Origin of the sequence: Shewanella zhuhaiensis (assembly GCF_022484835.1) — a bacterium.
In the GTDB taxonomy this organism is placed as follows: domain Bacteria; phylum Pseudomonadota; class Gammaproteobacteria; order Enterobacterales; family Shewanellaceae; genus Shewanella; species Shewanella khirikhana.
Genome location: NZ_JAKUDL010000001.1, coordinates 1,194,599 through 1,217,374 on the forward strand (window position 1 = coordinate 1,194,599; position 22,776 = coordinate 1,217,374).

Genomic DNA, 22,776 nt, shown 5'->3' on the forward strand with positions numbered 1-22,776 from the left:
TTCAATCCTATTCAATGACCCGGCGGTACGGTGGCAGGGCATCGAGCAGCGATTTGCCATAACGTTTACTCACCAGACGCCGATCCAAAATGGTGATCCTGCCATAGTCCTGCTCTTTACGCAGCAAACGGCCGCAACTTTGAATGAGTTTACGTGAAGCATCGGGAATGGTCAGCTGCAAAAACGGATTACCACCTTTGGCCTTGATGTACTCGGCATGGGCCTGCTCCACCGGTGAGGTGGGCACAGCAAAGGGCAGTTTGGTCACGATAAGGTTGGTGAGATAATCACCGGGCAAATCGAGACCTTCCGAGAAGCTGCCTGTGCCGAACATCAGTGATGGTTTGCCTTCATCACAGCGCTTCTTGTGGCTTTCCAGCAGCAGCTGGCGCGGCGCATTGCCTTGAATAAGCAGCGGAATTTTAAGTTTGGGGCCAAGGATCTCTGCCACTTTCTCCATTTGCCAGTAAGAAGCAAACAGCACCAGGCTGGCCATCTCATTTTCGGTCAGCTTTAAAATGTGCTCCGCCAGCTCTTCGGTGTAGCTGTCGTCGGTGGGCTCGGTGCGCATTTTCGGCAAATACAGGGTCGCGTTATTCTCAAAATCGAAGGGCGATTGCAGCGCCAGATAACGGCTGCCGTCGTGGAGCGACAATCCCACCTGATGGGCAAAATAATCAAACTGATTCAAGGCCCTTAAGGTGGCACTGCACAGCACCACACCGGCGGCTTTCTCCCACAGCATGGATTCGAGCATAAAGCCCACTTCAATGGGGGAGGCGCAAAACAGATAGTCCGGCAGCTTTCCGGCGGATAACAGTTCAATCCAGCGCGCTGTGGGGGCGCCTTTTTTGCTGTCTTCCTTGGCCATCATCTTCCACAGTTTGTGAAGGTTTTCGAGCCGTTGCAGCATAAAACCGGTTTCGGTTTGCAAACTGTCGGCCTGATGGCGGGGGATGTCGCCATCTTTGATGGCCTCGGCGAGCAGCAACTGCATCTTGTTGAATTGCTTGAGCGCACCGCTGCTGGCTGTGGTGAGGTTTTCGGCGTGACGTTTCAGCACCTCAGGCAACTCGCCGTTGTTGAAGCGCAGGCGGTTTTCCGGGTTATCGAATTTGGCGCGCTCGCCATCGCAGTAGTGGGCCACCTGATTGAGCATGCCCACCAGATCGCCCACATGGTCCTGCATCGCCTGCGCAGGGGCGATGATGTTGTTGCTTTTAATCTGGTTTTGCAGTTTGGCGGCAGTTTTACCGATTTTCTCCAGCCAATCAGCGGCCCCCCTCAGGGTTGCCTGAGCGCTTGAGAAATCGCGGGCCACCACCGGCAGGTGATGGGCTTCGTCGATAACGTAAAACATCTCTTCGGGATCCGGCAGGATCACCCCTCCGCCCAGTTCCAGATCGGCAAACAGCAGGCTGTGGTTGGCAATCAGCACATCCCAGGTGTCTACGTCTTCCCGCGCTTTGTGGAACGGGCAGTTGCGGTGGCTGGCATTTTGCCGATGGCATGAATGCTTGTCGCAGGCTATTTGTTGCCACAGATGGTCCGGCAGCGGCGTTTCCAGGGTGTCGATTTCACCGTTCCACAGCCCTTTATGGTAGTCCTGATGCAGTTTTTGCAACATTTCAACCTGCGCGGTATCGGGTTTGGTCTGCCACATGGCCATTTGGGTGCCATTGTTATCGCCAATCAGCATCTCGAGCTTGGCCAGGCACACGTAGCGCTGGCGGCCTTTTACCAAACCAAAGCGGAAATTGAGCCCGGACTGAGCGAGGAAGAAGGGCAGATCCTGATGCAGCAGCTGCTCTTGCAGCGCTACGGTGGCAGTGGCAATGCACACCTTTTTCTTGGCGCTCAGCGCCAGCGGAATGGTGCCGAGAATGTAGGAGAGCGACTTACCGATACCCGTTCCCGCCTCAACCACGATAATGCGTCTGTGCTTGTCGTATTCCCCTGCCAGAGTCTTGGAGATCTCGGCCACCATATAGTTTTGCTCGCGCCGGGAGCGGAAATTCGGCAGCGCGGCAGCGATGTCCTTATAGATGGCACGAACTTGGGTTTTAACTTTGTCTGGCAGCATGGGGCTCTCTACAGGCGCGATAATGCTGTACATAATAACAGTGATTGCTTAGGCTAAGAACCCTGCATCACTCGAATATGGCTGTTTTTTGCCCCATCACCATGAATTCAACCCACGCTGCCCCAGGTTCTGAGCCTGAGCTTGAGCTTGAACCAAGTTCAGACGCTGCCAATCGCAAAGCACAGCCTGCACAGCTTGTGAAAGGACGGGTGCTGACCCGAAGTGTGATGCAGCGCGGCGGCGAAACAGTACTTGAGTACTTTGTGAAAACGCCCACCGGGCCGCTGCGGGTGGAAGTGCCAGAGCAAAAGGTGCTGGCGTTTTGCCCGCAGGAAGACGCTCCGGCGCTCACAGCGCAGTTCAGCGCAGAAGATGTCAGCGCCAAACCGCTTGAGCTTAAAAGCTTTGATATGCGCAGTGTCAGTGGCCTTTATTGCCGTAATCCCCAGGTGATGCGCCGACTGAATGCCCGTGCCGCCGAGCTGGATATCCCCCTTTATGAGGCCGATATCAGGGCCGAGCAGCGGTTTCTTATCGAGCGCTTTGTCGCTCTCGATGGTGAGTTCTATGGGCAGTTTTCCAAAGATAACAAAAGCTTTGTTGCATCCAGAGTCAGAAATGCACCGGCGGAAATTGCGCTAACGGCGGTGTCGCTCGATATCGAATGTAGCTTCAGTGGCGAGCTGTATTCCATCGGGCTATATGGCGACTGCGAGCCATTGGTGCTGATGGTGGGCGCAGGCGCCTTTGGTCCGGCCACATTGACGCATACCCACAATGGCGAGCCTCAAAACGTACCTGTTTTGTGGGTGGCCGATGAACTGGCGCTGCTGCTGGCACTGCAGGATTGGTTTTATCGGGTGGATCCGGACGTGCTGCTTGGCTGGTCGGTGGTGACCTTTGATTTATCCCTGTTATGGCGACGCGCCAGACACCATGGCATACGTCTTAATATCGGTCGTTTCGGCCGGCCCCTTGGCTGGAAGGTGGAAGACAAACACAGGCCCGAAACTCTGGATTTACCCGGCAGGGTGGTGCTGGATGGCATAGATTGGCTTAAAGCGGCTTTTTATCAGTTCGACAGCTTTGCCCTGGACGCGGTTGCCAATGAAATGCTCGGCGAAGGCAAAGCCATCCATAACCCGCAAGACCGAGGTGAGGAAATTACCCGGCTGTTCAATGAAGATAAGCCGGCGCTGGCCTATTACAACCTCACCGATTGCCGTTTGGTGTGGGATATTTTTGCCCATACCGATTTGATTAATTTTGCGCTGGAGCGGGCGCGGCTTACCGGGCTTGAGTTTGGCCGGGTAGGGGCGAGTGTAGCGGCTTTCAACCATCTGTATTTGCCCCACCTGCACAGGGCCGGGTTTGTGGCGCCTGTGATGGCCAAAGAGCCGGGGCCGGACAGCCCCGGCGGCTACGTAATGGACTCGCTGCCAGGGCTTTACCGCAATGTATTGGTGCTGGATTTTAAAAGCCTGTACCCATCGATTATCCGGACCTTTTTGATTGACCCCAAGGGGCTGGTGCTGGGGCTTGCCGAAGACGTGCAGGACACAGTGCCCGGGTTTCGCGGCGCCCGCTTCAGTCGCCGCGCCCCTATTTTGCCTGAGCTGATTAAAACCCTGGCGCAGCGGCGCGAACAGGCCAAAGCCATGGGTAATGCCCCCATGTCGCAGGCAGTAAAAATCATTATGAACTCGCTGTATGGGGTGCTTGGCTCCCGCGGCTGCGTGTTTCACGATTATCGTCTGGCAAGCTCCATTACCCTGCGGGGCCATGAAATCATGCAAACCACCCGCAAGTGGATTGAGGCCGAAGGCTATACCGTGATTTATGGCGATACCGACTCGACCTTTGTGTGGCTGGGTGATGAAGCGCCTGATGCCGATGCCACCGGCAAGCGTCTGGTTGAGATGGTTAATCAGCGCTGGCGCGACACCCTGGCCGATACCCTGAACATAGACAGCCACCTCGAACTTGAGTTTGAACGTCACTATCACAGGTTTTTTATGCCCACACTGCGCCATTCCACTGAGGGCAGCAAGAAGCGCTATGTTGGCCAGTATCTGCACGCCGCTGAGCGGCCGCTGGTGTTTAAAGGTATGGAGCAGGTGCGAAGCGATTGGACGCCGCTGGCAAGGCGAGTACAACACGAGCTGTATCGACGCCTGTTTGAAGATGAAGATGTGCTTGGCTTTATGCGTGACACCGAAAAGGCGCTGTTTGGCGGGCTACTCGATAGCGAATTGGTGTTTAAGAAGCGGCTCAAGCGGGATATCAGTCAGTACACCGCCAAGTCGGCCCCCCATGTAAAAGCCGCAACCGCTTGGGTAAAGGCTAGTGGCGATGAGTCAAAGGGCAAAAGGGGCACCCGAATCGAGTATGTGTTTACCAAGGCAGGGGCCGAGCCGTTGGGCTTTAGGTCGTTACCCATTGACTATGACTATTATTTCGACAAACAGCTGATGCCCATTTTGGAGCCTATTTTGGCTATTTTGAAAGTTAATTACCAAAAAGAGGGCGCTGAGCAACTCTTGTTAATTTAGTGTTTTTTCGATGGTGCTTGACCAGTTTGGTGGTTAACTACGGGTTAAAATTCTGCGCAAATCCTGTTTTTTGGTGTTCTTTGTGTGATTTTTAACACGTTTGTCAGAGTTTTTTCTTTGGTGGTTAGTTCGGTGTTTGCTAATCTGCGCAGGACCAGGATGGAAATAAAATTACGGATATGTCCTGCGGCTCAAATAGAAAGGTTAGGCACCCATGAACAAGACCATGTTAGCCAGCAGCATCATCGCACTGCTGACCATTCCAACGGCTTCGGCCATTGAAATCTACAAAGATGACAAAAATGCCGTATCTATCGGCGGCTTTATCGACGCTCGCGTCATCAACACGCAAGACACCACGGAAGTGGTGAACGGTGCCTCGCGAATTAATTTTGGCTTCGAACGTCAGCTCAGCAACGATTGGAAAGCCTTTGCACTGGTGGAGTGGGGCATTAACCCCTTTGGCAGCAGCGAAATCGTTTACAACAACAAATTTGAGTCAGTACAGGACGAGTTCTTCTATAACCGTCTTGGCTACGCCGGTTTGAGCCACGATACCTGGGGTACGCTGACCATTGGTAAGCAATGGGGTGCCTGGTACGACGTGGTGTATGGCACCAACTATGGCTTTGTTTGGGACGGTAACGCCGCCGGCGTGTACACCTATAACAAAGACGACGGCGCCGTAAACGGTGTTGGTCGTGGTGACAAAGTGGTGCAGTATCGCAACACGTTTGGCGATTTCAGCTTTGCTGTGCAGGCGCAGCTGAAAAACAGCACCTTCTTTACCTGTGATTTCGATGATATCACCCAGGAAGCCTGTGAAGACAAGTGGAACGCCGGCGAGCGTGCTGCCCAGCAGGTGGAATACAACTACACCTATGGCGGCGCAGTTACCTGGCAGGCCATGGATAAACTGGCCATTGCCGTGGGTGCCAATCGCGGCGAGTTCGACGTGACCTATGGTAACGGCGAGCGTATCACTGCCGTTGACCTCATCTACGGTATGGGCGTGACCTGGGGCAACTTTGATGCCGATGGTTTCTACGCCTCTGCCAACGTGAACTACAACGAAAACCACGATACAGACAACATAGGTCGTCTTATCAAGGAAGCCTACGGTGTTGAAACCCTGTTTTCGTACAAGTTTGAAAACGGCTTCCGCACCTTCGTATCTTACAACCTGCTGGATGCCGGCAGCGACTACGTGATCCAGCCAAACTACAATGCTGATCCAAACGACGTGTTCAAGCGTCAGTTCGTGGTAGCTGGTTTGCACTACATCTGGGACAAAGACACAGTGCTTTACGTGGAAGGTCGCAAAGACTTCAGTGACTTCTCCAGTGCAGATCAAGAGCAGGAAGCCAGAATGGCCCTGTCGGAAGACGACGGCATCGCCATCGGTATCCGTTACTCGCTCTAAGCAGAAAGCCAATCGAGTAATTTGTTATCAGTTTATTAAGCCGGGCATATGCCCGGCTTTTTTATTGGTCTAAATTACTTTCGATGAACCATATAGGTGCAACTAAATCATGGTTCTCTATTGGAGCTAAGTATCGACTGACATACCTTTGGTAAGTTTTTTGGCTAAATAACTCGCTCGATATAATGATATTGGCAAAGGTGTTACACAGGGATGAGGTAAAATTGTTTACACTTGATTATATGGGATGTCGTTCTTATTGCATGTGGCTGATTTGCATCGGTTAGTGTATTTTTTTGGCACTTTCATTTGTATCTTTAATGTTTATTTATTGTTATTGGTTTTACATGTGTAAATAAGTGTTTTGAGTCTGTTGTTCATATGTTTCCCGTGTGATTTATTTTTGATGCGGAATAACGCCGCATAAGAATTAAAGTCAAGGGAGATTGACAATGCTTACGAAAAGCAAATTGACACATGCCATTATTCTGGGGCTGGCTGGAACGAGTTATTCAACGCTTTCAGTTGCTGCAGAAGAAAACGCAACAGAAGGGCAGATTGACAGCAGCAAGGTTGAGAAAATTGAAGTTACCGGCTCTCGCCTTCGCGGCACCGATCTTCAGGGGTTCTCGCCTGTGCAAACCATTGATGCCGCCGACATTGATTCCAGCAGCGTAGCGAATATTCAGGAACTGCTGCTGAAAAACCCCGCCTTTGGTACACCGGCAATCAGCCGTACCAACTCCAACTTTTCCACATCCAGTGGTGGTGTTGCCACCGTTGATCTGAGAAACCTGGGTACCTCCCGTACGCTGGTGTTGGTGAATGGCCGACGCTTTGTATCGGGTGTTCCCGGCTCCACCGCAGTAGACCTGAACTCCATCCCGACTCAATTTATTGAGCGTGTGGAAGTGATGACCGGCGGTGCATCGGCTGTTTACGGTTCCGATGCGGTAGCCGGTGTGGTGAACATCATCTATAAGAAAGAATTTGAAGGCATTGAGTTTGAGGCTCAAACAGGGCAGAGCGCTGAGGGTGACTCGGAAGAGACGCAGGTACAGTTCACCATGGGTACTTCCTCAGCGAATGGCAAAGGCAATATCATGATCCACGGTGCCTATACCGATCAAGGTGCTGTGTTCTCAAGAGACCGGGAGCGCTCCGCCGTTGACCAGGCCTCTTTGGGTGCTTACGTGACCGGTGCTGCAGAAGACATGTTCACTCCTGTCCGTCCTTTCTATTCCAGTTACGCACCGCAAGGCCATTTCTGGGCTGGTGACAAGGAGTTTACCTACGATAAAAACGGTAAACTGTTTGAGGGTTGGTCTACCAACGGTTCCGATACCGCTGAAGCCAATGGTTACAATCGTAGCCAGTACCGAACCATTGCGATCCCAACCGAGCGCTATCTGCTGGCAACCAGTGGTAAGTACGAGTTTGCCGATGGTTGGAGTGCTTACATGGAGGGGACTTACGCCGGCACCCAGACCAAGACCGAACTCGAGCCATTTGCCTTGTCTTCAGAAGATATTTTGAAGTCCAGTGGCGGCCAGATACCCATTGAATTTGAAGCCATGATGAATGGTCAGATGACCACTGTTCGCAATCCATTCGTGCCCGATGCGATATTCAATGCTGCCACTGATACCGACGGAGATGGCTTCAGGGATATCTACTTTACTCGCCGTATGGCGGATATTGGTAACCGTGGTGCAACCGCTGATCGTGATACTTTCCGTATTCTTGCAGGTATTGAGGGCGAGATTGGCGCGGGCTGGTATCTGGATGCCTTCTATGGCTATGGTGCCACTAAGGAGTCACAGGTCTCCGGCGGTCAGGTTAACGTGCTCAACTTCCGAAACGCGCTCGAAGCTTACCGCGATCAGGATGGCAATCTGGTGTGTAAAGATGCCAACGCGCGTACTCAGGGTTGTGTACCTGTTAACATCTTCGGCAACGGTGCCATTAGTCCGGAAGCTGCCAAATACATTAATGCGCCGGGGTTACTTTCTACTTTCACCTCGCAAAAGTTGGCTGGCGTAAACGTCAGTGGCGATCTGTTCGAATTGCCAGCAGGCTTTGTTGGTTTGGCCGGTGGTATTGAGTATCGGGAAGAGTATTCCCGCAGCGAATTTGATGCGCTGCAGCAAGCGGGTCTGAACGCAGGTAACGCCATCCCTCGTACTGAAGGCAAGTTCGATGTAATTGAATACTTTACCGAAGTGAATGTGCCTATTTTGGCCGACGTGTTCCTGGCTAATCAGCTGAATTTACGTGGTGCAATCCGTTATTCTGATTACTCTACCGTGGGCGATACTCAAAGTTGGAACCTTGCGCTGGATTGGGCGCCAATCGAATCGGTGCGTTTCCGTGCCATTCGCGCCCAGTCAACCCGTGCGCCTAATATCAATGAGCTCTATTCACCACCAAGCCAAACCTATCCCAACGGCCTGACTGACCCCTGTTTGGATGTGACCATGACTACGCCCGGTGCTCAGGCCGAGGCCTGCCGAGCGGATGCGTCGGTTCTTGCTAACATTCAGGCCAATGGCAAATTTACCCTGACTCAGGGCGATTTGCAGGGGATCAGTGGCTACGATCGTGGCAATCCGGATCTGCAGGAAGAGAAGGGCAAATCCTGGACATTCGGCGTGACCGTTTCGCCGGAAGGTTTGGCAGTACTGGAAGACTTTGATTTCAGTGTCGATTACTTCGATATCGAAATTGAAGACGCCATTGTGGATACCCCACGTCAATTCATTCTGGACCAGTGCTATGGCGGCGACACCAGCGTGTGTTCATTTATCACCCGCCGTAGCAAAGGCACAGGCGCGAACAGCGTCGGTTCCCTTGAGTATATTGACTCAGGCTCAACCAACAGCGGTGGCTACGCTACCGAAGGTGTGGACCTGGTGGTTACATACGCAAAAGATTTTGGCGATTACGGTCTTGCTGGTCAGGTGAACGCCCGTTTGGCATACACCCATCTGCTCGATGGTTATAGTATCCCGCTGCCAGGTTCAGAAAAAGATCCGTTTGTTGGCGAAATCGGTGCACCCGAAGACAAGTTCTACCTGTCCCTAGGCTACACTTGGGAAGACCTTACCGTGGCGTGGAATACCACCTTTATCGGCAAGTCTTATCTCGACGATGGTTTCCTCTCTGGATACGACCTGGCACCCGAGTCTGTGGGCGTTGGCTCTGAAACCTATCACGACTTTAACATTGCTTACCGCCCATTTAACTCAACTGAGTTTTATGTTGGTGTGAACAATGTGTTTGATAACGAGCCTCCAGCTATCATCACGGGCCTGCCTGGCAACGTTACCGGCGCCGAAACCGATGCCGGTACCTATGATGCGATCGGCCGCAGATATTACGCAGGTGTAAGGCTGACTTTCTAAGTTAAAGTATTTTAAAGGAAAAAGCCCGGCACATGCCGGGCTTTTTGTTAACAGTGCTCATGGTACTCGAATGCCTTTACAAAGGTTTTTGCATCCATTGACTAAAGCACTTTTGCATAACTCCAGTCCTGTAATGATCTTCCTGATAATAGCCAGTGTTCAATTATTAGTCTGAACCCCGCTATTCCAGTGTATACGCAGGTGTTGCATCTGTATCTAAGTGTTGAATACTTGTTGCATATGTGGTTACATTGCGAGTGAAAATGTATCGCAGTTGTGTGATGCGGTGGTGGCAAACTGGTTTCAGGGCGTCATCATTCATGTAAAACAAAAAAGATAAATTTAGATCCAGGGAGATTGACGATGCTTAAGAACAGCATGCTGGCAAAATCTGTACGTTTTGCTCTGGTCGCTGGTGCGGCCACATCTGCTTTTGCTCTGCCTGCAGCCTTTGCTGCTGATGAAGGGGAAAAGGTTGAGCGCATTGAAGTGACGGGGTCGCGCATTAAGCGTACCGATATGGAAGGCGCAAACCCCGTAACTTCGATTGACGCTGCAGCTATTGAAAAGATGAGCGTTAATAACGTTGGTGATTTGTTGCAAAACCTCACTTCCTCTGCAGGCGCGGCGGTTAATACCCAAACTAACAATGGTGGTGATTCCAGTACCCGCTTTTCGCTGCGTGGTATTGGTTCTGATCGTACACTGGTGCTGATTAACGGACGTCGTGTCGTCGCCGGTGGTGGTGGTGCTAACTCTTCTGTTGACTTGAACACTATTCCAACTGCAATTGTTAAACGCGTGGAAGTGTTAAAAGATGGTGCATCCGCCACTTATGGTTCTGATGCCATTGCTGGTGTTGTGAACATCATCACTAAAGACGACTTTGAAGGCTTTGAATTTAAAGTTAACTACGGTGGCAGCGACAAAGGTGATGCGACTCAAAAGGGCGTAGATGTGACCTTCGGCACTGCAAGTGATCGTGGTAACGTAGTTGTTGCTTTGGGCTATAATACCCAGGGCGACGCCTTCATGGGTGACCGTGAATTCTCAGAATTCGAATTGCGTGCCTACCCCGATGGTCATACCGAGCCAGGTGGTTCTTCTGCGCCACCGTGGGGTAACTATAACACTGCCGATGGACGTGTGAGCCGTGGTCCTGACTATGGTGATTGGCGAGCCTATGACGGCGGTACAGATTCATACAACTATAACCCTGTAAACTACCTGCAGACGCCAAGTACTCGTCGTTATGCATCTCTTTTCGCCAATTACACATTGGGTGAATTTGGGTTTCTCGGCGAAGTGAATGCGTTTGCTGAAGGAAATTACGTTCAGACTGTAGGTAATCGTCTTCTCGCTCCAGAGCCTCTGGCACCGTTGGTGTTCTTTGGTCAGGAAGCTCCATACTCTCCGAATAACTATTACAACCAGAAGTACGGTCCTAAAGATGCGAATGGCAATGCCTATGAAATCGCTGATTGGCGACGTCGTATGCTTGAAACCGGTGGCCGTGCTGACATGCGCGACTATAAGACCTTCCGCACTGCTGTAGGTTTTAACGGTGTACTCTCAAATGGTTGGGATTGGGAAGTTGCTTACACTTGGGGGCAAAGTGATGCAACTACCCGAGGTCAAGGCTACTTTAATTTGGATCGCGTAGCTGAAGCGGTTGGTCCTACTGGTTGGCTTGATGGTAACGGCAATCTCATTGTTGATGGTGCTGGTAACCCGGTAGTAGATGGCAGCGGTTCTCAATTGGTTTGTTTGGATTCAGACAATAACGTAATTGATGGTTGCGTGCCCTTGAACGTATTCGGTGTTCCAGGTACTGATACCGAAATTACTGCTGATATGCTGCAGTACATTTCTGGCGACTACAACACCACCGAATTGGGTCGTAACAGTCAGGAAGTTGTACAGGCAGTAGTGTCTGGGGATTTGTTCGATTTACCAGCGGGTTCAGTAGGCTTTGCTGCAGGTTGGGAATATCGTAAAGAGTCAGGTTCTTATACTCCTGATTCTTTGATTCTTCAGGGTATCACTACCGCAGGTTCTGCTGTTGGCACTAACGGTGGATATGATGTTCAGGAGTTCTTCGGTGAAGTAATCATTCCAATCCTTGCTGATAAGCCTTTGGCTCACATGCTGGATGTTGAAGCTGCTTTACGTTATTCCGACTACAGCACTTTTGGTACCAACACCAGTGGTAAGTTAGGTATCAAGTGGATGCCGGTTGAAACTCTGATGGTTCGAGCCACCATTTCTGATGCTTTCCGTGCACCTACCACTTCAGATTTGTTTGGTGGCGCAAGCTTAGGTTACCCAGAGGCTGTAGATCCATGTGATGCCAACTTCTACACCGACGCGGAGTATGCTGCACTGAAGGCCTCTCCTAACTGGGCAAATTGTGTTGCTACCGGTGTTCCTGCGAATGGATATGACTCTGGTGGTGTTGAGCAGATCCCGACTTATGGCGGCGGCGCAGAAAACTGGAATGGTTTAGTCGATCTCGGCCCCGAGACAGCAGATGTACTGACAGTTGGTTTTGTTTACAACCCTGACTTCATTGAAAATCTGTCCATGACAGTGGATTACTGGGAAATTGATCTGAAGAATGCGATTTCTACAGTAGGTACTGCTACTCGCTTGAATGGATGTTTCGAGCAAGGCGAATACTGTAACACTATCAAACGTTTTGGCGCGGATAGCGCTGCAGCAGGTTCAATCATCTCTGTAGATGACTATACAGTAAACGTGGGTGGTATTCAGACTTCTGGTATCGACTTTGACTTCCGCTACAGCTTTGAAACAGGCTTCGGTGATTGGAGTCTGGGCTTGGACGGTACCTATCTGCTTGAGTATGATAAGGAACTGGCACTTGGTCAGGTAGTTGAGCATGCTGGAAGATTTGAATCTGACCACGATGGTAACTTTGCTGATCTGAAAACTAACTTCACAATCGGTTGGAGCGTTGGCGATTTCGATACCACTCTGGTTACCCGCTATATCAGTAGTGTTGTTGAGACCGAGAAAGGTTGGTGGACTGACCCATTTGAGCGTGATACTGGCTCGAATGTTGTGGTTGACCTCCAAACTAACTGGGCAGCAACAGATCACTTGAGCTTTACTGTGGGTGTTGACAACCTGTTTGATGAAGAGCCGCCATTTGTGTACTCAGCTTTCGGTGCTAATACCGATGTTGCAACCTATGATCTGATTGGTCGCTTCATCTACCTGCGTGCAGGTGTTAAGTTCTAATTTGTGTTAAACCAAAAAGGGTGCTGATACAGCACCCTTTTTTTTCATGTGGAGGTATGTAATGAAGACGCTCTTAGTCGTAGTAATGCTGGTGTTGGTCGGTGGGTGTGAATCATCACAGGATATGTTCAAAAATCGAGATGCAGGCGAGTCAGCGGAAACAGGTGTTCGTTGTGAGATGATGTATCGGACGGGAAGCAACCGTAAAACGAAAGTCTGCCGGACAGCTGAACAGGCAGAGGCGGATAGAAAAGAAGCAGAACGGATGATGGATAAAAAACTACGAAAGACTGGCACACTTTCAGGGAACTGAGTATTAGGTCTGAGCTATTACAATTTAGCCATTTTGCACCGGTTCTTTCCGAGCAAATGAGAGTTTTTTGGGGGGGCAAAAAGCAAATGACTCCATTTAATGGAGGCCAGCCACTCTTATTGACACAGGTCAACATTTTGTGAAATGATGCGAGCGGGTCTATGCCCTGCGGGGCATAGGAAAGGGAAGAAAACTCTAACAATCACAAGAGAAAGACCAACTTATGTGTGATAAACGGGCGTTTGACCCGTCAAACCGTCTGAGTTACTCGTAAGTTAAACCTTTATTCACTTCAAATTGGTTGGGAACTATGTCCAAGGTAAGCAATAGAACCAAAATCGCTACTGCACTCGTTGGCGCGTTGGCTCTGGCCGGCAGCAACCTGGTAGTTGCAGATCCTCTGAAAGAGGTTCAGAAAGCCGATGCCCAGATCCACGCCGATGCGGCTGCATCTCAGAAAAAAGTAGATGGCTACTTTGATCAGGCTCAGGACATGCTGTTTGAATACGGCTCTGTCGCTGATGAGCGCGAAGCGCTGAAAGCCTACAACGACTACCTGGCTTCGCTGGTTGCTGACCAGCAAAAGACCATGACGTCTATCCAGGACGACATCAACGGTGTTGATAAGCTGCGTCAGGGTGTTGTGCCCCTGATGTTTAAAATGGTTGAGTCACTGGAGCAGTTTGTTGCTCTGGACCTGCCATTCAACACCGAAGTACGCAAAGAGCGTATTGATAACCTGAAAAACCTCCTCAGCACTGCTGAAGTTACCTTGGCCGAAAAATATCGTCTTATCCTGGATGCTTACAGCATCGAGCGTGAGTACGGCACTTTCGTTGCAGTTAACACTGGTAAGTTGAACCTCGACGGTAAAGAAGTGCTGGTTGACTTCTTCAACCTGGGCCGTGTTGCTCTGTATGCTCAGAGCTTGGACCAGAAGACCGGTTGGATGTACAACACTGAAACCAAAGGTTGGGACAAGCTGGAAGACAGCCACCTGCGTGAGCTGACCAAAGGCATCCGCATTGCCCGTAAGCAGGGCGCTCTTGACCTCTTTGCGTTACCAATTCCAGCTGCGGAGACTGCAAAATAATGAAGAAGCTAATTTCTACCGCCGTTGTTGCGGCCAGTCTGTCACTCACTGCCGGTATGGTTAGTGCTGCCGACGCGCCAAAGACTATCGATCAGCTGCTGCAGCAGGTGAAAACCGAGCGTGTAGCTGAAGGCAAAGTCAACGCTAAGCGCGAAGCCGAGTTCAAAGCTGAGCGTGGTGATAAAGCGGCTCTGCTGCAGCGTGAAAAATCTGCCCTGGCTGCCGAAAAGCAGCGTGGCAAAGACTTGAACCAAGCCTTCATCGACAACGAGCGTAAAATCGCTCAGCTCGAAGAAGATCTGAAAACTGCTCAGGGTGACCTGGGTGAGATGTTCGGTGTTGTTAAAGGTGAAGCCGGTGATTTCGCTGGTAAGCTGGTAGGTTCTAACGTTTCTGCTCAGTACCCTAAGCGTGATGTGTTCATCGCTGACCTGGGTTCTCGCAAGCAGCTGCCAAAAATCGAAGAACTGGAAAAGTTCTGGCAAGAGCAGCTGTTCGAAATGGCTGAGTCTGGCAAAGTGGTTAAGTTCGAAGCTGCCGTAACCGACATCGACGGTAACGTAGTGAACACCACTGTACACCGTATCGGTGCATTCAACCTGACTGCCGATGGCAAGTATGTTGTTTACAACACAGAACTGGGTCTGATCCAGCAGCTGTCTGCTCAGCCAGAAGGCTACCAGGTTGCACCAATCGCCAAGTGGGAAGCCGCTACCAGTGGTGCTGAGAAGATGTATATCGACCCAGCTCGCGGTACTCTGCTGAACATCTTCACTCAGAAAGCCTCTTTCGAAGACCGTATCGAAGCCGGTGGTCCTATCGGTTACATCATCATCGGTATTCTGGCTCTGGGTCTGCTGATTGGTCTTGAGCGTCTGCTGACTCTGTTCGTGATCGGTTCTAAAGTTAAGGCTCAGTCCAAGAACGTGGCCAACCCAGGCAACAACGCTCTGGGCCGTATCCTGAAAGTGTATCAGGACAACAAAGACGCCGACGTTGAAACTCTGGAGCTGAAACTGGATGAAGCCATCCTGAAAGAAACTCCTGCGATTGAGACTCGTATCTCTATCATCAAAGTACTGGCCGCTATCGCTCCTATGATGGGTCTGCTGGGTACCGTAACCGGTATGATTGCAACCTTCCAGAGCATCCAGCTGTTCGGTACTGGCGATCCAAAACTGATGGCCGGCGGTATCTCTATGGCGCTGGTTACCACAGTACAGGGTCTGGTTGCCGCACTGCCACTGATGCTGGTTCACGCTATCGTGGTAGCTCGCAGCAAGACTATCGTACAAACTCTCGAAGAGCAGAGTGCGGGTATCATTGCTGAACACGCTGAGAAGAGGGCTAACTAATGATGCTATTCCTGATGGATGTTTGGGATTCCGTCAGGGGCTTCATGGCCACCGGGGGCGACGTCCTCTGGCTTGTAGCGGTTGTGCTGTTTGTCATGTGGGTGTTGATGTTAGAGCGCTTTTGGTACCTGAACTGGGTAGCACCAAAAGAGCATCTGGCCATCATCTCTGCATGGGAAGCCAGGGAAGAAACAACTTCCTGGTATGCTCACCGTATCCGTGAAGCTTGGGTATCCCAAGCGAAGCAAGATATGAACGCGCGTATGCTGATGATCAAGACCTTAGTGGCGCTTTGCCCCATGATTGGTCTGCTCGGTACCGTTACCGGTATGATCACAGTGTTCGATGTGATGGCAGTACAGGGCACCAGTAATGCTCGTATGATGGCGGCTGGTATCTCTCAAGCAACTATGCCAACTATGGCTGGGATGGTTGCGGCACTCTCAGGGGTATTCTTCAGTACCCGTCTGGATGCCAAAATGAGAATTAGCCTTGAGCGGCTGAAAGACAGCCTGCCACACCACTAAAGAGAGATTTAACATGGCTCGTAAAAAGCATTCCAGCGTAGACGAGGAAGCTCAAATCGACATGACCCCGATGCTCGACATCGTGTTCATCATGCTGATCTTCTTCATCGTAACTACTTCGTTCGTGAAGCCATCTGGTTTGGACTACAACAAGCCTCCGGCAGCACAGGCGACCAAGAAGCCATCTGCTAACATCTTTATCGGTGTAAGCAAGACTGGTGTGATCATGATGGAAAACCGTCAGGTTGACATCGAGCGCGTCACTGCAAACGTTGAACGTATGCTGGCGGAAGCGCCGGAAGCCTCTGTTCTGATCCAGGCCGACAAAGAAGCCCAACACGGCATCGTTGTTAAGGTTCTGGACCAGGTGAAGGCTGCCGGTATCGACAAGATCGCGGTATCTGCGGGGAACGACTAATTATGTTGAGAGCACTAGTATCTATCATTATTGGTGCTTTGGTGACATTTGGTTTGTTCTGGTTCATGGCTGCCTTGGTCGGAGGTGGCGCCACGCGCCACGATAACTCCACCGAGTCCCCAGTGATTGAAATCACTATGGACAGGCAGGATGCGAAGGCGCAGAACAAGCCGAGGGTGGTGCCTAAGCCACCCCCACCACCAGAGCAGCCGCCAAAGCCGGATACCACTCCGCCAGACACGTCGACTAACATCGACGGTGGCCTTACCTTTAACATGGGTGGCCTTGAGGCCGGTGGTGCCAGCACTGGGTTTAAACTGGGTAACATGATGACCCGCGATGGCGACGCAACGCCAATCGTGCGTATCGAACCTCAGTATCCTATTGCTGCGGCACGTGACGGTAAGGAAGGTTGGGTACAGCTGCGCTTCACCATTAACGAGATTGGTGGTGTTGATGACGTTGAAGTTATCGCCGCAGAACCCAAGCGTGTATTCGATAAAGAAGCGATTCGCGCGCTCAAAAAGTGGAAGTACAAGCCAAAGGTTGTTGATGGCCAAGCCCAGAAGCAAACCGGTATGACTGTACAGTTGGACTTTAAACTGGATAAGGGAGGCAAATAAGGATGCGTCAAGTCAATAAACTTGCCAGCGCTCTGTTGCTGTCCCTGACTGCCGGCGCCTTGGTTGTTCCCATGGCGCAGGCTGTTGAAAAGTGTCCAATGGAAAAGCGCCAGTCCCGAGCAGTTGGTGAAAGTGTAGGTAAGAAGGTACAAAAGTCCTTCGAAGCCTACACCAACGGCCAGGTTGACGAAGCGATTGCTATTCTGCTTGAAGCCAATGCCAAAGGTGACTTCGACAAGGCCTATGTTGCCCGTATGCTGGGTAACTTTTATGCCGAGAAGGGCCAGATGGGCACTGCTATCAAGTACATGAAGCAAGCCGTTGACGCCGATGTACTGGGCGGAACCGACCATGCAGCCTCGATGAAGCTGTATGCGGATCTGCTCATCCAGGAGAAGAAGTGGAAAGAGGCTATTGCCGTTTACTATAAGTGGATGGACTTTGCCTGTAAGACTGACGATCCTGTGGTATATCGTCGCATCGGTATCGCGTACAGCGAACTGAAGCAGTGGGATAAGGTAGTTGAGGTTGCAGACAAAGGTCTGTCTCACGCCAAAGAGCCCGATAAGAACCTGTATCAGATGAAATTGACTGCTTACTTTGAGAAGAAGCAGTACAAGAACGCTGTGAAGGTACTTGAGACCATGGTTCCGCTGTTCCAGGACGACAAACGTCTTTGGATCCAGTTGGCACAGTTTTATCTGCTGACCGAGGATTTTCCTCGTTCGCTGCAGACCTATGATCTGTGCTACCGCAACGGCTTCCTGAAGGAAGACGGCAGTAACCTGACTCGCTTCACTCAGCTGCTTGCCAGCCAGGGCGCTCCTTATCGTGCCAGTACCATCATGGAAAAATACATGAAGGCTGGTGTGATTGAGACCAACGCCAAGAACTACGAGCAATTGGCTAACTTTTACTCCAACGCCAAAGAGACGGTAAAAGCTGCCGAATTCTATGGCAAGGCAGCAGAAGAGAAGAACGATGGCAAGCTGTATCTGAAGCAGGGCCGCATGCTGGCACTGGCTCAGAAATACTCTGCTGCTATCCCGGTTCTCGAAAAGGCGCTCAATGCCGGTGTTGAACACCCAGGTGAAGTTCACTTCGAACTGGCTCTGGCTCATCTTCAACTCAAGCAGTACAAGTCCGCACATCGCCGTGCGAAACTGGCTGCCCAGGACAAGAAGACCGAGCGCAGTGCCAAGAGCTATGTCTCTTATATCGAAGAGAAAGCACGTATCAACAACGTGACTCTGTAACGGCGCTTGTTACCAAGCTCAAAAAAGCCACCCTCGGGTGGCTTTTTTATTGGCTGCGAAACAGGGTAACGCAAGTTGGCAACGGGTGTTTGACTGACTGTTGGTGCCCAGTCTCACAGGTGTTTTATTGTTTAGCGATTGCTTCTGTGAATGCTCAGGGCTGTGCGTCTTGCCGATATCAGTCTCAAATGTCTAACCAGCTATTGCAGCAGTTCCATCACCGAATGTTTGCCTTTGTCCTGCTCGAGTAATTTGGCGATGGTTTCGGTATTGGTAAACAGCTTCTCAATGCGCTGCTCACGGTTTGGACTGCAGACACAGGCGGCCAGCTTGTACTCCATTTGCACGCTGTGGTCCTTATCGTATTTGTGTACAAACTCCCGTATAGCGCTTTCGATGCGCTCGGTCACCACAGATGTACCTTCGGTATCTATGTTAAACAGCCCCAGCGCGAAGCAGTCATCACTCATCCGTGCCAGCAGATCGGTTGCCCGCAGAAGTGCGCCTTCAATTTCTTTGGTAAACAGCTCTAAAATACCGGGGTGTTTAATGGTTTCGCGCAGGTGAGGGTACAGATACAATAACGCCAGACTTTGTTGTTCCCGGATGTGCCTGTGCCATTCGCGATTGAACACTTCCAAAAAATAGGTTTGATTGTAGACGCCCGTCTCCGGATCCCTGAATCCGGAATTACGAAATGAATAAATCATAAGGCGAACTCCTGCAAAGGTTCTGTTTCCAGTATAGGAAACTTTGCGGGTTTATAGCGAAAGGGAGATAAGGATAATGCAAAAAGGTATATTGGCACTGGCAGTATCGTCCGTGCTGTGGTTGAGTGGTTGTGGTGAAGCCCAGAGGCAGGCCCCTGCTCAGGCACCGGCCAAAGCCGAGGCGGTAAGCAGCCCAGAGGTGTCGGCCGAGGCCCGCTATCTGGAGATGGTCGACAATTACTTTAAGGACTACCTCAAGCTTGAGCCTATCTACGCCACCTTCTTTGGCGTGAATGACTACAACGACCAGTTTGGCGGCGATCTGTCCGATGAATACCTGAAGGCGCGTCACGACTTCAATACCCGCTATCTGGCCGAGGTGAAGAAGATAAACCGTGACGCCTTACCTGCCGATTTGCAGCTGTCCTACGACCTGTTTGTTTACGACCGTAACATCGCCCTGGTGGACGAGACCTTCCCGGCGCGTTTTTTGCCGATGAACCAGTTCTACAGCACAGTGATCACCATGATCCAGCTCGGCAGTGGCGAAGCAGCGCAGCCTTTTGCGACCAAACAGGACTACCTCAATTGGGAGTCGCGGGTCGATGGCTTTATCGCCTGGCTCGATAGGGCCGAAGCGCGCATGAAAGAAGGCATGGCCAGCAAAGTGGTGTTGCCAAGGGTGTTGGTGGAGCGGATGATCCCCCAGTTTACTGCCCAGCAAGTGGCCGATGCCAAAGACAGCATCTTCTACGCACCCATTAGCAAACTGCCTGAGTCCTTCAGCGCCGAAGATAAGCTTGAGCTTGAGAACCGCTATCAGGCGCTGATTAGCGAGCGCCTGCTTCCAGCTCTGGCCCGCATGGAAGGTTTCCTCAAAGAAAGTTATCTGCCTGCTGCCCGCGCGTCTGACGGCTGGTGGGGGCTGCCCAACGGTAAGCTGTGGTATCAGCATTTGGCCAACCTGCACACGACGACCAACAAGTCTGTGGATGACATCCATGACATCGGCCTTAGCGAAGTGTCCCGCATCCTGTCTGAAATGGATAAGGTGCGTCAGCAGGTCGGCTTCGAAGGTGACCTCAAGGCCTTCTTCGCCTCGCTTTCCAGTGAGCCGCAGTATTTTTTCAGTGAGCGCCAGGATCTGGTCGATGGTTACATGGCCATCAAGGATGACATTAACAAGGTGCTGCCCAAGTACTTCAACGTAATGCCAAAAGCCGAATATGTGGTTAAGCCGGTGGAAGCCTTCCGTGAGCAATCCGCCGCTGGAGCCTCCTACGAGGCGCCCGCAGTGGATGGCAGTCGCCCCGGGGTGTTCTACATCAACACCTATAACCTCAAAGCCCAGCCAAAGTGGGGCATGACCACCTTGTCGCTGCATGAGGCCGCGCCTGGGCACCACTTCCAGATTGCCATCAAGCAGGAGCTGACCGGTGTACCTGAGTTCCAGCGCTTCAGCGGTTATACCGCTTTTGAAGAGGGTTGGGCGCTCTATGCCGAGTATCTGGGCATCGAAATGGGGCTCTTCAGTGACCCATACCAGTACTTTGGTAAGCTGTCTGATGAGATGCTGCGCGCTATGCGTCTGGTCGTCGATACCGGCCTGCACGCCAAGGGCTGGAGCCGCGAGCAGGCCATTCAGTATATGAAGGACAACTCACCGATGGCCGAAAGCGACATTATCGCCGAGGTGGAACGCTATATGGCCATTCCTGGCCAGGCGCTGTCCTATAAAGTGGGCCAGCTTAAAATCCTGGAATTACGCGCTGATGCCGAGAAGCGGCTGGGTGATAAGTTCGACCTGCGCGCCTTCCACGATCAGGTGCTGACATCGGGTTCGCTGCCGATGGCGGTGATGGAGCAAAAAATCAATCGCTGGGTCGAAAGCCAGCTTTGATGATTTTTTCGCCCCCGGCTTTTTAATTGGTACGGGAATCCCTATACTGGATTTCCTGCTGCGGTGTGCAGGCCATGAGCTGTAAATAGCCGGGGTGATTGCCCCGATACTGATAAGGAGAAAGCTATGGTTCGGGCAACAGCGCGACATCTTTTGGTCAGCTCGCAGGAACACTGCGAGATCCTGAAACAACTCATCGAAAGCGGCGCGGATTTTGGCGATATCGCCAGACAGCACTCCGCTTGTCCATCGGGTACCCAGGGTGGGGAACTCGGTGCGTTTGGCCCCGGCATGATGGTGCGGGAATTCGATGAAGTGGTATTCAGTGCCCCCATCAATGTGGTTCAGGGACCGGTCAAAACGCAATTTGGCTACCATCTGGTGGAAGTGACCAGTCGGGGATGATAGATTAAAAAACGGCTGCACTGGCAGCCGTTTTCTTTTGCCCAAAATGTTCATCGCTTACCACGTTTGACCGTCATTCTTGCCAGTCCAGAAAGGATACCCCTGTGCATATCGAGCTCTTTACCGACCGCCTCAAACTCAGAACCCTCGGCCCCGACGACAAGGCTAATTTTGTGGCCATGCAAACCGATGCCGGCGTAAACCGATATGTGCGGGTATGCGAGAGCCTGCCTCAGGTGGAAGCCAAGTTTGCAGCCCGGTTGCGGCCCTGGGAGTATGACAGTGGCGACTGGCTTACCCTGGTGATTGAAACCCTTGAGGGCGACTTTGTTGGCTACACAGGTTTTCATCAGGACTGCCCGCTGTCGCGGCGCGCCGAAGTGGGCTATATGCTGAGCCCGGCGATGTCCGGCAAGGGCTTTGCCACCGAGGCTACCCGCGCCGTTATCGATTGGGGCGCTCACCTTTTTAATATTCATAAATTTGTTGCCTGGTGCAGTGAGCAAAACCTCGGCTCACGCGCCGTGCTTGAGCGACTTGGTTTTCAGCTCGAGGGTGTGCTGAAAAGCCACAGCCTTATCGGCGATGAATGGCACAACGACTGCGTTTATGGTCTGCTGGCCGATGATCGCGGTGATGTAAATTAACCGCAACTTCACGCGACAGGCGGCGGTTATGTGTATAATGCAGCGGTTTATAATCAGTGGAGAGCGGCATTGAGCGGTTCAGCATCCAGCCTCACCCTGCATGCGGGTGAAGACTATATCGAGCTTTATAAAGTACTTAAAGTAGAAGGCATGACCGGAGACGGCGCCGAAGCCAAGCGTGTCATTGCCGAAGGCATGGTGTTAGTGAACGGTGAAGTGGAAACCCGCAAGCGTAAGAAACTGGTTGCCGGTGACACTGTTGCCTTCAATGGTGAAACCGTCGAGATCCTCGCCCCCTAAGGAGTAGAAAATGCATTTCCCAGAAGACGATAACGGCCAGATGCTCAAAGCCATGCACGAATCGGGTATCGATTTGTCCAAGCCGCTGGACGTGGATTTTTTCCTGGTGTTTGACGACAGACGCGATGCCGAATCAGCACTGGAAGACTTGGTCGCCCAAGAGGCCGACGGCGAGATTGAGCTGAACTTCAACGAAGAAATCGAGAAGTGGGAGCTGATTGTCTGCATCAACATGCTGCCTGAATACGACGCGCTGGTCGCCAAAGAGCTTGAACTGAACACCTTTGCCGGTCAGTTTGACGGTCAGAGCGACGGCTGGGGCGTGATGCAGCATCAGGAAGGTGATGACGAGTTCATGGACGACGATGACCATGACCACGATCACGACCATCACGGCTGTGGCCCCGGCTGCAACCACTGATAGACTTGAGTAAAATCTCATGAAAACCACCGCTTGCGGTGGTTTTTTATTGCCGTAAACTCAGGTGCTTATAAACAGAATGTGG

18 protein-coding genes are annotated in these 22,776 nt (G+C 51.6%); 16 read left to right on the forward strand and 2 right to left on the reverse strand.

What is annotated here, in order from left to right; translation table 11 throughout:
• Nucleotides 1-7: 7 nt before the first annotated feature.
• Complete coding sequence (gene dinG / locus MJ923_RS05065) at nt 8-2,083, reverse strand: ATP-dependent DNA helicase DinG (protein ID WP_240590250.1); 2,076 nt, start codon at nt 2,081-2,083, stop codon at nt 8-10.
• A 101-nt stretch (nt 2,084-2,184) separates the two neighbouring features.
• On the opposite strand from dinG, the gene MJ923_RS05070 reads away from it, so the two are divergent.
• The 11 genes from MJ923_RS05070 to MJ923_RS05120 all read left to right on the forward strand — a co-directional run bounded on the left by MJ923_RS05070 (nt 2,185) and on the right by MJ923_RS05120 (nt 18,308).
• Nucleotides 2,185-4,635: a DNA polymerase II gene (locus MJ923_RS05070; protein WP_276312946.1), complete on the forward strand. Its 2,451-nt coding sequence runs from the start codon at nt 2,185-2,187 to the stop codon at nt 4,633-4,635.
• Nucleotides 4,636-4,849: 214 nt separating this feature from the next.
• Entirely contained in the window at nt 4,850-6,058 is a 1,209-nt protein-coding gene (locus MJ923_RS05075) for a porin (protein ID WP_240590147.1), read from the forward strand.
• Nucleotides 6,059-6,510: 452 nt separating this feature from the next.
• Nucleotides 6,511-9,462 carry a TonB-dependent receptor domain-containing protein gene (locus MJ923_RS05080; RefSeq protein ID WP_240590148.1) on the forward strand — a complete coding sequence of 984 codons (2,952 nt, stop codon included), beginning with the start codon at nt 6,511-6,513 and terminating at the stop codon, nt 9,460-9,462.
• Nucleotides 9,463-9,825: 363 nt separating this feature from the next.
• On the forward strand, nt 9,826-12,723 hold the full coding sequence (locus MJ923_RS05085) for a TonB-dependent receptor plug domain-containing protein (protein WP_240590149.1): 2,898 nt from the start codon (nt 9,826-9,828) through the stop codon (nt 12,721-12,723).
• Between the two features lie 61 nt (nt 12,724-12,784).
• Nucleotides 12,785-13,036 carry a hypothetical protein gene (locus MJ923_RS05090; RefSeq protein WP_240590150.1) on the forward strand — a complete coding sequence of 84 codons (252 nt, stop codon included), beginning with the start codon at nt 12,785-12,787 and terminating at the stop codon, nt 13,034-13,036.
• A 310-nt stretch (nt 13,037-13,346) separates the two neighbouring features.
• On the forward strand, nt 13,347-14,129 hold the full coding sequence (locus MJ923_RS05095) for a DUF3450 domain-containing protein (protein WP_126166375.1): 783 nt from the start codon (nt 13,347-13,349) through the stop codon (nt 14,127-14,129).
• The gene (locus tag MJ923_RS05100; RefSeq protein ID WP_240590151.1) at nt 14,129-15,484 is read left to right on the forward strand and encodes a MotA/TolQ/ExbB proton channel family protein; all 1,356 of its coding nucleotides are present in this window, start codon (nt 14,129-14,131) and stop codon (nt 15,482-15,484) included. Before MJ923_RS05095 ends, MJ923_RS05100 begins: the two co-directional genes overlap by 1 nt.
• A complete protein-coding gene (locus tag MJ923_RS05105) occupies nt 15,484-16,011 on the forward strand; it encodes a MotA/TolQ/ExbB proton channel family protein (RefSeq protein WP_126166377.1) in 528 nt (175 codons plus the stop codon). Before MJ923_RS05100 ends, MJ923_RS05105 begins: the two co-directional genes overlap by 1 nt.
• A gap of 13 nt (nt 16,012-16,024) precedes the next feature.
• Nucleotides 16,025-16,429 (forward strand): ExbD/TolR family protein, encoded by a 405-nt coding sequence (locus MJ923_RS05110; protein WP_011759373.1) that lies wholly within the window; start codon nt 16,025-16,027, stop codon nt 16,427-16,429.
• Between the two features lie 2 nt (nt 16,430-16,431).
• The gene (locus MJ923_RS05115) at nt 16,432-17,052 is read left to right on the forward strand and encodes an energy transducer TonB (RefSeq protein WP_126166378.1); all 621 of its coding nucleotides are present in this window, start codon (nt 16,432-16,434) and stop codon (nt 17,050-17,052) included.
• A gap of 2 nt (nt 17,053-17,054) precedes the next feature.
• A complete protein-coding gene (locus tag MJ923_RS05120; protein WP_240590152.1) occupies nt 17,055-18,308 on the forward strand; it encodes a tetratricopeptide repeat protein in 1,254 nt (417 codons plus the stop codon).
• A 200-nt stretch (nt 18,309-18,508) separates the two neighbouring features.
• Here the strand turns inward: MJ923_RS05120 and MJ923_RS05125 are convergent, their stop codons facing one another.
• Nucleotides 18,509-19,018: a diguanylate cyclase domain-containing protein gene (locus tag MJ923_RS05125; protein WP_240590153.1), complete on the reverse strand. Its 510-nt coding sequence runs from the start codon at nt 19,016-19,018 to the stop codon at nt 18,509-18,511.
• 76 nt (nt 19,019-19,094) lie between these two features.
• Between MJ923_RS05125 and MJ923_RS05130 the strand changes: the two genes are divergently transcribed.
• The 5 genes from MJ923_RS05130 (at nt 19,095) to MJ923_RS05150 (ending at nt 22,691) form a co-directional block, all read left to right on the forward strand.
• The gene (locus MJ923_RS05130; protein ID WP_240590154.1) at nt 19,095-20,918 is read left to right on the forward strand and encodes a DUF885 domain-containing protein; all 1,824 of its coding nucleotides are present in this window, start codon (nt 19,095-19,097) and stop codon (nt 20,916-20,918) included.
• A 126-nt stretch (nt 20,919-21,044) separates the two neighbouring features.
• Nucleotides 21,045-21,323, forward strand: coding sequence for a peptidylprolyl isomerase (locus MJ923_RS05135; RefSeq protein WP_126166382.1), 279 nt, complete (start codon nt 21,045-21,047; stop codon nt 21,321-21,323).
• A gap of 104 nt (nt 21,324-21,427) precedes the next feature.
• Nucleotides 21,428-21,970, forward strand: a complete 543-nt coding sequence (locus tag MJ923_RS05140) for a GNAT family N-acetyltransferase (RefSeq protein ID WP_240590155.1) — start codon at nt 21,428-21,430, stop codon at nt 21,968-21,970.
• 69 nt (nt 21,971-22,039) lie between these two features.
• Nucleotides 22,040-22,270, forward strand: a complete 231-nt coding sequence (locus MJ923_RS05145; protein ID WP_126166384.1) for an RNA-binding S4 domain-containing protein — start codon at nt 22,040-22,042, stop codon at nt 22,268-22,270.
• Between the two features lie 10 nt (nt 22,271-22,280).
• Nucleotides 22,281-22,691 carry a ribonuclease E inhibitor RraB gene (locus MJ923_RS05150; protein ID WP_240590156.1) on the forward strand — a complete coding sequence of 137 codons (411 nt, stop codon included), beginning with the start codon at nt 22,281-22,283 and terminating at the stop codon, nt 22,689-22,691.
• Nucleotides 22,692-22,776: the final 85 nt, after the last annotated feature.